The organism is Enterococcus pernyi (assembly GCF_045371165.1).
GTDB classification, from domain to species: Bacteria; Bacillota; Bacilli; order Lactobacillales; family Enterococcaceae; genus Enterococcus_B; species Enterococcus_B pernyi.
The window spans coordinates 98,666-113,263 of sequence record NZ_JBIQDM010000002.1; the positions used below are offsets into that span (position 1 = coordinate 98,666).

9 protein-coding genes are annotated in these 14,598 nt (G+C 41.7%); all 9 read right to left on the reverse strand.

The genetic code is table 11. The features are described 5' to 3' along the window. Positions 1 to 2 precede the first annotated feature (2 nt). The 9 genes from ACH0AK_RS03070 to mmsA all read right to left on the reverse strand — a co-directional run bounded on the left by ACH0AK_RS03070 (position 3) and on the right by mmsA (position 14,432). Positions 3 to 2,882: a lectin-like domain-containing protein gene (locus ACH0AK_RS03070; RefSeq protein WP_137072571.1), complete on the reverse strand. Its 2,880-nt coding sequence runs from the start codon at positions 2,880 to 2,882 to the stop codon at positions 3 to 5. 552 nt (positions 2,883 to 3,434) lie between these two features. Continuing rightward, positions 3,435 to 5,810 (reverse strand): phosphoketolase family protein, encoded by a 2,376-nt coding sequence (locus ACH0AK_RS03075; protein ID WP_023519950.1) that lies wholly within the window; start codon positions 5,808 to 5,810, stop codon positions 3,435 to 3,437. Between the two features lie 263 nt (positions 5,811 to 6,073). Beyond that, complete coding sequence (gene araA / locus ACH0AK_RS03080; protein ID WP_023519951.1) at positions 6,074 to 7,498, reverse strand: L-arabinose isomerase; 1,425 nt, start codon at positions 7,496 to 7,498, stop codon at positions 6,074 to 6,076. Between the two features lie 13 nt (positions 7,499 to 7,511). Next, positions 7,512 to 8,216 (reverse strand): L-ribulose-5-phosphate 4-epimerase, encoded by a 705-nt coding sequence (locus tag ACH0AK_RS03085; RefSeq protein ID WP_023519952.1) that lies wholly within the window; start codon positions 8,214 to 8,216, stop codon positions 7,512 to 7,514. Next, positions 8,210 to 9,835 carry a xylulokinase gene (locus tag ACH0AK_RS03090; RefSeq protein WP_051377621.1) on the reverse strand — a complete coding sequence of 542 codons (1,626 nt, stop codon included), beginning with the start codon at positions 9,833 to 9,835 and terminating at the stop codon, positions 8,210 to 8,212. Before ACH0AK_RS03090 ends, ACH0AK_RS03085 begins: the two co-directional genes overlap by 7 nt. Positions 9,836 to 10,096: 261 nt before the next feature. Next, entirely contained in the window at positions 10,097 to 11,185 is a 1,089-nt protein-coding gene (locus tag ACH0AK_RS03095; RefSeq protein ID WP_499796727.1) for a GntR family transcriptional regulator, read from the reverse strand. A 176-nt stretch (positions 11,186 to 11,361) separates the two neighbouring features. Beyond that, positions 11,362 to 11,685 (reverse strand): PTS sugar transporter subunit IIB, encoded by a 324-nt coding sequence (locus ACH0AK_RS03100; RefSeq protein WP_010735034.1) that lies wholly within the window; start codon positions 11,683 to 11,685, stop codon positions 11,362 to 11,364. A gap of 12 nt (positions 11,686 to 11,697) precedes the next feature. Beyond that, on the reverse strand, positions 11,698 to 12,900 hold the full coding sequence (gene mmsB / locus ACH0AK_RS03105; protein ID WP_023519955.1) for a multiple monosaccharide ABC transporter permease: 1,203 nt from the start codon (positions 12,898 to 12,900) through the stop codon (positions 11,698 to 11,700). Next, positions 12,900 to 14,432, reverse strand: coding sequence for a multiple monosaccharide ABC transporter ATP-binding protein (mmsA, locus tag ACH0AK_RS03110; protein ID WP_010735032.1), 1,533 nt, complete (start codon positions 14,430 to 14,432; stop codon positions 12,900 to 12,902). Before mmsA ends, mmsB begins: the two co-directional genes overlap by 1 nt. Between the last annotated feature and the right edge of the window lie 166 nt (positions 14,433 to 14,598).

The window sequence follows — 14,598 nt, forward strand, 5'->3', positions numbered from 1 at the left end:
CCTTATTCGATCGTAGCCGTGTTATATAGCTTCCAATTGGCTGTTGCTCGTCCACTATAATCACCTACAGGCAACAGTTTTGAGCTATTTAACAATACACCCGCATTTTCACTCATATTCAGCGTATAAACATAACCAGTCGGGGTCACACTCGCAGAATCAAACACTTTGATTGGTGAATTACCCAGATTTTGAACCGCACTCGTAGGACTTGTTTTCCAGACGAAAGAAAAAGGTGCGTTCGTTCCACTCGTGATCGAAAGTCCAACTGACCAATTTCTTGTTGTTCGTGGATCTCTCGAATCCCATACCTTTAATTCTAAGCTATTGCCCGCATCACGATCCAAGATCCCTTTACTTTGACGAACCTTTCGATTCGTCCATTTGAATGTACTTGGTGCCTGCTCAAGTCTTAATTCTCCAGTGTAGTTTACCGTCAGATTCAATGACGCTGCCGGTTCTTCAGGTTTCGTCATTTTTCCGGAGGAGTAGACTTCAATGACAAATTTATTCTCACCATAATCAAAATATTTTGTTGGGATCACTAACTGTGTATTTGCGTTAAAATTTGTCGCCCCTGTTGTCGTGACATCAGAGAATGGAACATCAGTGAGATAATTCGTTCCTTTTCTCACTTTGAAACTCAATCGATCGCCGATATCTAAATCTTTCCAATAAAATGTTCTTTTGTACCCAGGATCGCGATTCGCAGAGATATCCAACGTCTCACTAAAATTGGTCACCGTATTGACATTTTCCCATGACAAAGCAGTAAATTGATCCGTTTTTCGAACCCAATAATACACGGTATCGCCATAGTAGATGATGTTTGTTGTATCATTTGGTGTCGTTCCCACTGGATTTGCCAAGACTGAACTTCCGTAACTAGTTAGTGCATCCGCTGACAATGTTCTTGTTGGTGCTGAATAACTCAGTGTCGCTGAATCTCCTGGATTGAGATTGATCGCGTTATTGGCTATTGTCGTGACCACTGTGATCACGCCAGTCGTTGTATTATTTGTCACGACTGTTGCTAAATTTGCTGGGGCAATCGTTGACGTCACCCCTGCAGCAGTCGTTTTCGTGATCGTCGGTGTGACTGTCGCATTTGTTGCCAAATTGACTGCTTTCGCATCAAGTACCGTCGTCCACCTCGTAGTATTCAAGGCTGCTTCACCTGTATTTACCTTGATCGTTGATTGGATCTTAGCTGGCTGCTCACTCATCAAATATTTACTTTTACTTGTATCTGTACTTGGAACAGTCACAGATGTATTGGCGTTGTCCAATACATTACTCGTCACTGTCGCGCCTATCGGTATCGGCGGCTGAGTAAAAGCAAAACGAACTTGTCCTGATACGCTACCGTTGGCCGCTGTAAATCCCCAGTAGGCTCGATTGTTGTTGGTCGCTAATTGTAATTCCGAGTTCAAATCCCCCCAAGGTATCGTTGTGTCAGCAGTTTTTGCTCCATTGACAGGATTTCTAAATGAATACGTAAAGTTCCGTGTGTTGCTATTAAAGCTATAATTGAACTCGTACCATGTTCCATCTTGGACATTGGTACTGACAGCTCCATTAAGTGGGATCAAGCTGTTGTGTTTGATCCGTCCGGGATTGGCGAGGGTCAAAGTGAACCACTCATTTGCTCCTAAATCACCATTCACTGCATTGATTGGTTGATACGTTCGGCTTAGGTTACCCGGAAAGGTATACGCCATATGTGGCGTACTTCCAGCAGGAATCTGTGCGTCATAGCGTGCTCTACCAGTTACTGCTTCATTGGCAAATAAATCAAATTCAACCGCAAATGAATTACGAATAGCTGTCGTTTCTGGCGTTCTCTGAGCCAATAACTCATAGTAGCCGCCAGTCGCTCCGTAGACACCCAAGTTTTGACCGTCGACACCTACCGCTCGTGAGTTCGTAATGGCCGTTGTTTTTCTTGCATCGTTATGCATGACAAACGCCACGCCATCTGCTTGTTGTGTGCCAAAATTGACGTAGACACGTTGCGAAAAGGATTTTGTGAAATCCAAGCGATACGCGTCATTTGACCAAATCGACGTCCAGTTATTACTCCCCGAAAGAGAGATTTGTGAAAATGGTTTTCCGCCATTGTCATTTGTATTCGTGACATTTGAAACGACAGCCCCACCATTTGGTGCGGCAAAAGCGCCACTGATAGGGATAGCTCCCGGCGGTACGTATTGAGAACCTGTACCTGTTGCAAAAGCTTGGATTGCTCGTGCCTGGGGTGGTTGATAGTCAGAAGACGTCGAGCTTTGCTCTTCCGCTACTTTCGCTTCACTGGTTGCTTGCTGTGTCTCAGTTGTTTCCTGATTTTCTCCAGTTTCGCTATTTTCTTCAATGGTACCGCTCGTTACTTCGGTTGGTTGACTCCCTGAAGTACCTGACTGATCATTATTTTCTGGTTCAACAAGTGGAAGAATTTCTCCTTCAGGTGGTGTCAGATCCGTCAGTGTTCCATTTGCGGACTTGTACTTGACAAATAATCGAACAGGTTCAGTTGGTTTGGTAAAATGTAGGGTAGAAAATTGTTCTTCTGTCAACACCTGATTCTCAGTAATGGATTGATCATCTATCATAAGTGGGATTTTTTCACCCTTAGAATCAATCAAATTTACGGAAAATTGTAACGCTTCAGATGAATTTTTTTCTAGTTTAAAACGCACCCCTTTATTCGTGTCTTCGAGTGATAACGCCACTTCTCCATTATCGACCAACACATTTTTTGACTGCCTTTGATTGACATCAGCAAAAACAGAAGAGCAAACGCCTCCAATAAAGAACACCACAATAATAATGAACGTTATAAAAAACGGTCGCGTATTGGTTTGAATTCCATTCCTTATCCCCACAAACTTTACCTCCTTTGTCCAAACTATCGCAATTTGAATATAGAAGACTTTTAAAAAGTCGTTACTTTTATCATTTTTTCAAATAGCCTTTGAGATCAGGTCCATTTCTACTAGATTTCACTAGAAAATGAAAATTTATCAAAGACTATTATGTAAAAACAACGGAGAAACTAAGCGAGTTACCCAAAATAAAAAAATAAAACTATGTATAATCTAACTATTCTCTTACGATATCTCTCATCAAAAAAATAATAACATACTTTATTTTTTAAATGAATTTTTATGCTTATAACATTATGTATTTAGAGAACGATAACTATAATAAAACACTTCAATACCAATAGTTGGAAACGCAATCACAAAACATTAATATTTATGAACAAACAATGAATGCGATGCTCATTGTATGCACGACTCGCTTTTTTAATCAACTAATAGGTTGCTTTGATTTTCCCCACACTAAAATTCTGCAAAGCAACTAAATTTACGATTGCTAAAAAAACACTAGTAAAGGCAGATAGATCCGCGTTTTACTAGTGTCATTCTTAGTTATTATTCCTTCACCCGAGCTAACTCCGTCCATTTCCAGTTTTCCACTACTGGCAGATCATGACCTTCTTTCCGAATATACTCTCGATGTGCTTTCAATTGTTGCGTCATTTCCTCAGAAAAAGCTGTTGCTTCTTCACCGTACACAGTTACCGCTGCATGTTGCGCTAAGTGGAAACGATCCAACTCACTAAAGACACGCATATCAAACGGTGTAGTGATATCGCCATTTTCTCGATAACCATGAACCATCAATTGGTGATTGTGCCGTAAGAAGAAAATATCCCGGATCATGCCTTCATAGCCATGGAAAGCAAACAGAATTGGTTTGTCTTTCGTAAAGAACGTGTCAAACACTTCATCACTTAGTCCTCTCCGATCAACGGATGGGTGTCTTAACTTCAAGATATCCACCACGTTGATAAAGCGGATTTTTAGTTGTGGAAATGCTTGATTCAATAGCGAGACTGCCGCAAGTGCTTCAAGGTTTGGTTCTGTGCCTGCTGCTGCGACCACTAGATCTGGCTCTTCATTCGCAGAAACCGTACTAGCCCACTCGATGATTTTCAACCCCTCATTGGCTAGTTCTTCTGCTTCTGTTGCAGAATAAAATTGCGGACGTGGATGTTTACTGGAAATAATCAAGTTGATGACTTGCTCTTCTTGCAACGCACGATCCATCACAGCCATCAAACTATTCGCATCTGCAGGCAAGTATTCGCGAATAAACTCTGCTTTCTTCTCTGCTAGATGGGTCAACACACCAGGATCTTGGTGGGTATACCCATTGTGATCTTGTTGAAAAACAGTCGATGTGGCAATCAAGTTCAATGAAGGATAGTTTTTCCGCCAAGGCTGATCACTAGCTTTACGCATCCACTTGAAGTGTTGCGTCAACATCGAGTCAACCACACGTAAAAAAGATTCGTAACTAGCAAAGAACCCGTGTCGCCCTGTCAAAACATACCCTTCTAAAAATCCTTCTGCTTGATGTTCCGACAGTTGTCCATCAATGACCCTTCCTACAGAAGACTGCCACTCATCTGAAGCATCTTTAGGTTCCAACCATTGTCGATCTGTCACTTCAAAGACTTTATTCAAGCGATTGGATTTTGTTTCATCCGGGCCAAAGATCCGAAAATTGGTTGGGTTCTTCGTGATTACATCTCTGGCTTGTTCTCCAAAGACCATCATATCTTGCGCAACAACAGCTCCTGGTGTTGCAGTATCCACGGCATAGTTTTTCCAATCAGGCATAACTAACGGTTTGGGATCGATTCCGCCATTTGTGATTGGATTTGTCGACATCCGACGATTGCCTTTCGGTGAAAGATCTTTGATTTCTTGTTTGATTCTTCCTTGTTCATCAAACAGCTCTTCCGGACGATAAGATTGTAACCAATCAATCAAATGATCGACGTGTTCCATATGCTCAGAATCGACTGGAATCGGTACTTGATGCGCACGAAACGTTCCTTCCACTTGTTCATTTTCCCACGTCTTTGGTCCTGTCCAGCCTTTTGGCGTCCGAAAAATAATGACGGGCCATCTTGGCATCGTGGCTGATTCCGCAGGTGCTTGTCTTGCTTCGTTTTGGATTTCTTTGATTTCTTCGATCACTGTATCTAGCGTTAAAGCCAGGATGTGATGAACAACCTCTGGATCTGTTCCCTCAACAAAATATGGTTTCCAACCCATTCCTTCGAAATACTTTCGAAGATCCTCATCACTCTTGCGGGCAAGGATGGTTGGATTAGAAATTTTTCCGCCATTCAAATTCAAAATTGGTAACACCGCACCGTCATTGACCGGATTGATAAAGACATTTGAAAACCAACCGCCAGCTAATGGACCTGTTTCTGCTTCGCCATCGCCTACAACTGTCGCCGCGATCACATCCGGATGATCAAGGATCGCACCTGTCGCATGGGCAAGTGAATAGCCAAGTTCTCCACCTTCATGGATCGATCCTGGTGTTTCCGGCGCAGCATGGGATGCAATCCCGCCAGGATAAGAAAACACCCGACATAAATGTGCCAATCCGGCTTCATCTTCTGTAAATTCAGGATAGATCTCACTGTAACTGCCATCAATATAAGAATTGGATACCATCACTTGTCCACCATGACCAGGGCCCTCTATGTAAAACATATCCAAATCGTATTTATTGATGACACGATTTAAATGTGCATACACAAAATTTTGTCCAGCAATCGTTCCCCAATGCCCAATAGGATGTGTCTTTACATCGTCTTTAGTTAATGGACGGCGTAATAATGGATTATCTTTTAAATACATTTGAGCAACAGAAATATAATTTGCAGCCCGCCACCAAGCATCTAATTGTTCGAATTCTATTTGTTTGTCTACGTTTGTCATATCGAACACCCCTTTAATCATTGCTAGTCCTACGAAAGAACAAAAAATGAGTCTGGCCTTTACCAGAGTGTCCAGACTCATCTTCGTCGCTTCTTTCGACTGCTCGTATGTGCTATCCCTTAATCAGCTGATAACATTACGGTATTTATTTAACTTTAACTTGAATCTCTAAGAAATGACATCATAACGCTCTACTTCTTTGAAAAAGAGTGTTTGACGTAAGTTTTTCTAAAGTCCCAAAGTTCTTCAATTGATCATTTCACTTATTTGATGACGATATCTTCTAAATCAACCAAGCGCGCCCATGTTTGGATCTGATCAGTAGTAAGGTGCAATGACACAACGGTATGGTGTCCGCCACCTGTGCGGATCCAAGCACCTACTCCCTCATGGAAATTCGGTTTGACTTTCCAAAGTACGCGTGCCACTGGTAAATGTGGGGCTTCTTCTGTTGGTTCGAAGGCTTCCACTTCATTGATCAGCAATTTATAATGCGTGCCAAAATCTGCCATGGAAACCACGACACCATCGCCTGCTTTACCGTCAAACACCAAACGAGCCGGATCTTCTCGATCACCCATCGATAATGGCGAAACAACGATTTTTGGTCGATTGACTGCCAATGTCGGATCTACTTCCATCATGTGAGATTGTAAAATTGCTTCTTTTCCTGGCGTCAATTCATACGTGTAATCTTCCATAAAACCTGTGTCTTTGTTTTGTGCCATGATTTTTAACATCCGATCCAAAGCAGCTGTTTTCCAATCCCCCTCACCGGCAAATCCGTAGCCTTCTGCCATTAACCGTTGGACTGCCAAGCCAGGTAATTGTTGCATACCGTAAAGATCTTCAAAGTTTGTTGTGAAAGCATTATAATTGCCCGCTTCCAAGAAACGTCTGATCCCGATTTCTTGTTTTGCTTGTACTTTGACATGTGCTTCCCAAGTGTCATGGTCATAATCTGCATAATCAAAATCATAAAGTTGTTTATATTCTTCAAATAATGACGCTACCTCTTCATCAGTGACTTCATCGATCACTTTGACTAAATCGCCGATCCCATAATAGTCGACCACCCAGCCAAACTGGATCTGTGCTTCTACTTTGTCTCCTTCGGTCACAGCCACATTACGCATATTGTCTCCAAACCGAGCAACCTTGATCGAGAAGCTTTCATTATAAGCCACAGCCACGTGCATCCAGTCTGAGATCTGACGTTGCACATCTTCGGATTGCCAATGACCTACCACGATTTCATTTTTCTTATTGAGTCGTGCATTGATAAAACCATATTCCCGATCCCCGTGGGCTGCTTGGTTCAAGTTCATAAAGTCCATGTCGATCGTTTCCCAAGGAATACTCTCATTAAATTGCGTAGCTAAATGCAACAAAGGCTTTTGTAATAACTGCGTGCCACGAATCCACATTTTTGCTGGGGAGAAAGTATGCATCCAAGTGATCACACCTGCTACTCGCTCCTGGTAATTCGCTTCTTTCATGATCGAGGTGATCGTATCAGCAGTTACTGCTAGTTCTTTTAGTACGATCGGATAAGGCAACGTTTGTTGATCATTTAGTGCCGTAACGATCGTCTCTGCATTCTTTTTGACCTGCGCTAACGCTTCTTCCCCGTATAGATGTTGTGAACCTACGACGAACCAAAATTCTTTTTTACTGATTGCTAACATGATTGTAACTCCTCTATTTTTTATTTTTTTGGCCATAATACGCATCTTTACCATGCTTGCGTAAATAATGTTTATCTAATATTCGTTGGGGCAATGGTTCAGAAAAACTATTCAATTGGCGAGTAAATAAGTTCATTTTCGCCACTTCATCCAGTACAACGGCATTCATCACCGCTTGGGAAGCATCTTTCCCCCAAGTAAATGGTCCATGGCCATGTAACAACACTCCTGGAATTGCTATGATATCAATATTTCTATTTTGGAATGTCTCAATGATCACATTGCCGGTTTCATGTTCATAACCAGCATCGATTTCTTCTTGTGATAAAAATCTTGCACAAGGAACGCTCCCATAAAAAGTATCTGCATGAGTCGTACCCATGGCGGGTAGATCGATACCCGCTTGTGCCCAGATCGTTGCCCACGTCGAATGCGTATGACAAATCCCACCAATTTCCGGGAAATGTTTGTAGAGAACCGCATGTGTCGGTGTATCGGAAGATGGATTTAGTTCACCTTCGATGACTTGATTATTCAAATCAACAACGACCATATCTGCTGCTTTCATTTCCTCATAACTCACGCCGCTAGGCTTGATGACAAAATAACCCGTTTCCCGATCAAATGCACTCACATTCCCCCATGTGTATTTGATCAGTCCTTGTTTTGGTAAAGCTAAATTCGCTTGATAAACAGATTCTTTCAGACTTTCTAACATTCTCTCACTCCTTCTTCCATTGATACGATCGCGGATGCTTCGATAGGCAATCCTTTTTCATACAGCTCAATAAATTTTTCGTAACCTTTTAAATCTGCCTCTTTAGGCTCGATCGTCAGACCTTCACTAGTTGAAAATACCTCTTTTGCTAAAAATTCTTCCAAAGTCATGCCGTCTGCCGATCGGAGATAAGCAGCTAATAAGGCAATCCCCCAAGCGCCTCCTTCTCCGGCTGTTTCCATGACTGTGACAGGTGCTTCCATTGCTGAAGCTAAAATCGTTTGAGCAACTTTCGGCGTTTTAAAGATCCCGCCATGTGCGACTAAACGATCGATCGTGACTTGTTCGGATTTAAGAATCTCCATCCCTAGACGCATCGCCCCAAAAGCACTTGAAAGGTGCATCCGCATAAAATTCGCTAAATCAAACTTACTATCCGACTGTCGCACGAATAATGGTCTTCCTTGTTCCATTTTTGTGATGTTTTCTCCTGAGTGGTACCCGTAGCTGAGTAATCCTCCACAGTCACTCTCTCCTTGTAGCGCTTTCAAAAATAAGGTTTCATAAATCTGCTGTGTATCGATCGTCACGCCAAGACTCTCACTGAACTCTTTGAAAATCTTGACCCATGCGTTGATTTCTGATGAGCAATTGTTTGTATGCACCATTGCAACAGGGCTTCCGTCAGGTGTTGTTACTTGGTCGATTTCTGGATGGATATTTACTAACTCTTTATCCAATACGATCATTGCAAAAGCCGATGTCCCAGCTGAAACATTCCCTGTGCGTAGCCCCACACTGTTCGTTGCGACCATGCCGGTGCCGGCATCCCCTTCTGGTGGGCAAACAGGAATCCCTGCAGATAAGTTACCGGATAGATCTAAGAGCTTGGCTCCCTTTTCAGTCAGCGTCCCTGCAACCTCACCAGCTAAACGAATTTCTGGAAGAAGCGTTTCTAAAGGTTGCATAAAACCTTCTGCTTGTGCCAATTGATCAAAAATAGCAATCTTTTGTGCATCATATCCCTTCGTTTGACGATCAATCGGAAACATTCCTGAAGCATCTCCAACTCCTAATACTTTTTGTCCGGTCAACTGCCAATGGATATACCCAGCTAATGTTGTAAAGTAACTAAGATCTTTTAGATGTGTTTCTTTATTTAAAATTGCTTGATATAGATGGGCAATGCTCCAACGCTGTGGAATCGTATAATGAAAGGCTTTGCTCAATTTTTCTTCTGCCTCTGCGGTAATGGCATTGCGCCACGTGCGAAAAGGAACAAGCAATTCATCGTGCTGATCAAATGCTAAATAACCGTGCATCATTGCGCTAAAGCCGATCGCTCCTATCGTAGTCAGTGTCGTATCATACTCTTCAGAAACCACATCGACTAATTGCTGATAACTCGATTGTAACCCCTTCCAAATCTCGTCAAGTGAATAGGTCCAAATACCGTTTTCTAACTGGTTTTCCCAATCGTAACTTCCAGCTGCAATCGGCTCATAGTGTTGATCGATCAGCACTGCTTTGATTCTCGTCGAACCTAGCTCAATACCTAGTGCTGTTTGTCCTGTGCGAATCGCTTCTATTCGTTTCAGCCTAGTTTCTTTCGCTTCGATGTCAAACGCCCCCTTAGTTTCTCTTTATGATAGTTACAGTATAAAACCTTTTGTACGTACATGTCAATACAAACATAGTTATTTGTTCGTACATAAATCCTTTTTCTTTTTCCTGATAAATTCACATTTATCATAAAAAAAGGCAAAGAGAGTAATTTCCTCCTCTTTACCTTTTTAAGAGCAAATAATCTTGCTAGACATTGACTAATGTTCATTAAATAAATTTTTATCGTATTTGGTACACTTATCGTTTTCCCTCAGCTACTCGCCATTCTTTGTTGCACTTACTGAATCTCTGATCACCATACTAGGTTCATAGACGATATTTTCTCCTTGATTGCCCGTTTGGATCGTGTGAATGATCCATTCTGCTGCATCTTTCCCCATCCGCTCTTTTGGATGAGTTAAAGTGGTCAGTTTCACTGCGCCCATCTGACTCAACGAGGAATCATCATTTCCGATGATCGACAATTGCTGCGGTACTTGATAACCCTTTGCGATCACCTCATCAAGCAACTGGCTAGCAACTTGATCGTTGTAACAGATGATGCCGGTGCTTGCCGATTCCTTTAGCTGTAAGAGGACTTTTTCACCTAGTTTCCCACGTGAATCAGTCGTGTAGGTAATGATATCTTCCGGCGAAAATTGGATACCGTAGGCTTCGCACGCTTGAATAAATCCTTTCATCCGATATTTCCCTTGTAAATCATCGATTTTCGTGATGAACAGTAATCGCTGATGTCCTTGCTGGATCAAATACTCCGTCCCTTTAAAGCCAACTTTTACATCGTCGACACAAATCGAGGCGACCGCTAATTCTTCATAGACAGCATTGATCATGACCATCGGGATCCCTTGTTCTCTCAATCTGACATAGAGCGCAAGGTTCGGATTGTATTCATTACTTTTTGTCGGCTCTACGATTAAGCCATCTACACCAAACTGCAACATTTTTTCCAAGCAGTTTTTTTCTTGTTGATGATCATTATTCGTACTGGCTAGTAAGAGGGAATAGCCTTGTTCACTCAACGCTTTTTCAATTCCTCGGATGATCGAGGGGAATATATAATCCGATAAATACGTCGTGATGACTCCAATCGTTTTTTGGTTTTTTCTACTTTGTGATGTTTTCTTATACGTGTCATCGACATATGTTCCAGAGCCTTTCTCTTTACGCAGATATCCTTCATTGACTAACAGTCCAATCGCTTGTCTTACCGTATGACGGCTGACTTGATAGTCTTTTTGTAATTGGAGTTCAGGTGGTATCGGTTCATTTAGTTTGAAAATTTGGTCAATGATCTTATCCTTTATCTCATCTGCGATCATTTGATATTTTGTTTTATCCATGGTTACTTTGCCAATCCTTTCACTCCGACGTAAGTTGTCCGAACAATTATTTGATATCATTGTAGCACAACTTGTTTTGGAAAGGCTTGTTAACACGAAAAAATATTTACGAGTTTCTTTTTATTAGCGCTTTGTAAGGAACAACTGCTTTTTTTCAGCTTTTAGTTCAAGTGATTTCAAAAGAATTGTAAGATATCTGCTAAGACAGATTCTCCATCAAATGATTCGTAATCCTCTTTACGAATCAATTTGTAAGGAACAGCTTTCACCGTCAGAAAATCTTTTAATCGTTCCACTTCATATTCTGATTGTGGACCGATCATCAGTCCGTCAATCTGCTGGTTTTGGATCGCCTGCTCTGCCACGATTGCTGGTGCAGAGTATACATGTAGAGGTACACCTTTTTCATTTGCTGCATTTTGGATATTTTTTACTAGCAGACCTGAAGTGATCCCAGCGGTGCAAATCAATAATATCCGTTTTTCCTCTGTCGTTTCCATCCGTTCACCACCTTAAGAAATTTTGCGTTTTTTATTGTAAATATCCAATACGACAGCAAGCAACAAAATCAAGCCTTTGATCGCTTGTTGCCAGTCTACTCCAACACCCATGATCGACATCCCATTGTTCAGCACGCCCATGACTAAGCCACCGACGATTGCTCCAGTGATCGTTCCAATCCCTCCAGAAGTGGAAGCTCCTCCGAAGTAGACAGAAGCCATCGCATCCAATTCAAGCGAAGTCCCTGCCTGTGGGGTAGCAGCATTTAAACGTGCGGCTAAGATCAGTCCTGCTAAAGCAGCCATGACGCCCATATTCACAAATACCCAAAAAGTGATTTTCTTCGTCTTGATCCCAGATAATTGAGCAGCTTTCAAATTACCACCTGTGGCATAAATTTGTCGTCCCGCAACTGTCCGATTGGTCAAAAATCCATATATCCCAACAATCACACCTAAAATGATCAATATTACTGGAAATCCTTGGTAGGAAGCAAAGATATAACTTAATCCTAAGACAAGAACGATCGTCAATGCCGCTTTGATCAAGAATGCGTTCATTGATGGTACTTCAAATAAATTTTCTTTTCTTCGCGCTCTCGCACGCCATTGAGCAAATACTAAACTAACAGCTAACACGACACCTAAAATCAACGTCAATAAGTGCATTCCAGGAACACCAAAGATATCTGGTAAATACCCCGTCGAGATTTTTTGGAAACCTCCAGGGAAAGGCGCTAAAGATTGCCCTCCTAAGACAACCTGTGTCAAACCACGAAACATCAATAGACCGGCAAGTGTCACGATGAACGCCGGAATCCCTACATAAGCGACCCAAAAGCCTTGCCATGCGCCGATCACTCCACCGACTAATAAACATAAAGGAACGGCGAGCCATGGACTGATGTTGTTGTTGACCATCAACATACCGGCCATCGCTCCAACAAATGCCATGACTGAACCTACCGATAGATCCACGTAGCCTAAAAGCACGACCAACAACATTCCCGCAGCCAAAATCAAAATATGGCTGTTTTGCAACACGATATTCGTTATATTCAGCGGTCTTAAAAAGATCCCGCCGGTCATTAGTTGAAAAGCAATCAATAAAGCAACCAAAATAATGACCATACTATATTTACTAAAGATATCTAATATCTTTTCTTTTACATTCCAAGCTTTTTTTTCCTGACTTTTTTTTGTGACATTTTCCATCAGCCCACTGCCTCCTCTTCTTTTGTCATCAGGTTCATCAATAACTCCTGATTTGCCTCTTCTCTAAGCACTTCTCCCGTCATTTTCCCTTCATTCATGGTATAGATCCGATCACACATACCGATGATCTCAGGTAGTTCAGAAGAAATGATACAGACACATTTTCCTAAGGCAGCCATTTCTTCGATAATCGTGTAGATTTCATACTTTGCCCCGACATCGATACCACGAGTCGGTTCGTCCAGAAATAAAATTTCCGGTTCTGTCATCAACCACTTAGCTAAAACGACTTTTTGTTGATTCCCACCACTTAAACTACCAACGTTTTGGAACACATTAGTGGCTTTGGTCCTCATTTTTTTCCGGAAGTTTTCTGCTTCGATCACTTCTTTTTCTTGATCTAAAATACCACTTCGACTAATTTTTTTGAGACTAGCAATCGTCGTATTTTCTCTGATGTCCATCAAAAGATTCAAGCCAACAGACTTACGATCTTCGGACACATACGCCAACCCATGATCAATTGCTTGAGAAACATCTTTGATCACTAATTCTTTTCCATCTTTAAAAATCTTACCGCTGAGATTGCTTCCATATGATCGACCAAAAATACTCATGGCAAATTCAGTTCGTCCTGCCCCCATCAATCCGGCGATACCAACAATTTCTCCTCGTCGAATCGAAAAATCGATATGATCATTGATGATTCGGTCGGTGGTCAATGGATGATGGACCGTCCAATCCTTGACTTCAAAATAAACCTCGCCGATATCAGGATGACGATCAGGATAACGATTCGTTAAATCACGACCAACCATCCCCTTAATGATCCGTTCTTCACTGATTGCTGTATTTTCTAACGTTTCAATTGTTTGGCCATCTCGTAAGATCGTGATTCTGTCCGCCACCGCAACGATTTCATTCAATTTATGCGAAATGATGATCGAAGTGATCCCTTGATTGCGAAACTCCTTGATCAAGGCTAAAAGATTGGCACTTTCTTCTTCATTCAGTGCTGCTGTCGGTTCATCTAATATGAGTAATCGAACATTTTTAGAAAAAGCCTTCGCAATTTCCACCAACTGTTGATGCCCGACACCGATTTGTGAAACTAAGGTATTTGGATCGATTTTCAAGCCCACTGTTTTTAGTAGATTTTCTGTTTTTCGTTCCGTCAAGTTCCAGTCGATCACGCCATGTTTTGTTTGTTCGTTCCCTAAAAAAATGTTTTCTTTGATGGATAGATAAGGACTCAAGGCTAATTCTTGGTGGATGATCACGATCCCTTTCGCTTCACTATCTCTAAGATTTTTGAATTGGCATACCTCACCGTCATACATGATTTCGCCTGAATAACTGCCATAAGGATACAAACCGCTCAACACATTCATCAACGTGGATTTTCCTGCACCATTCTCGCCACAAAGGGCGTGGATCTCTCCACGTTTGATGCGGAGATTGACATTGTTCAACGCACGAACACCAGAGAATTCTTTGATGATTTCTTTCATTTCTAAAATATAATCTGCCATTTTTTCACTTCCTAATCGAGGGTGTGATAGTAGCGCTCAACTTCGAAAAATAAGCGCGAAAACTGAAAATTGTTCTTCAAATTTTGAGATCTCACGCTTGTTTTTGAAGGAGCTACTACTGAAACACTATTTATTGAGGTTGTGCCAGAAGCATTTTGAACTTAGC

Coding starts and splice junctions, on each gene's coding strand:
- ACH0AK_RS03095 (WP_499796727.1), bottom strand. CDS start 11,185: ATGGATAAAACAAAATATCAAATGATCGCAGATGAGATAAAGGATAAG.
- ACH0AK_RS03075 (WP_023519950.1), bottom strand. CDS start 5,810: ATGACAAACGTAGACAAACAAATAGAATTCGAACAATTAGATGCTTGG.
- ACH0AK_RS03100 (WP_010735034.1), bottom strand. CDS start 11,685: ATGGAAACGACAGAGGAAAAACGGATATTATTGATTTGCACCGCTGGG.
- ACH0AK_RS03085 (WP_023519952.1), bottom strand. CDS start 8,216: ATGTTAGAAAGTCTGAAAGAATCTGTTTATCAAGCGAATTTAGCTTTA.
- mmsA (WP_010735032.1), bottom strand. CDS start 14,432: ATGGCAGATTATATTTTAGAAATGAAAGAAATCATCAAAGAATTCTCT.
- araA (WP_023519951.1), bottom strand. CDS start 7,498: ATGTTAGCAATCAGTAAAAAAGAATTTTGGTTCGTCGTAGGTTCACAA.
- mmsB (WP_023519955.1), bottom strand. CDS start 12,900: ATGGAAAATGTCACAAAAAAAAGTCAGGAAAAAAAAGCTTGGAATGTA.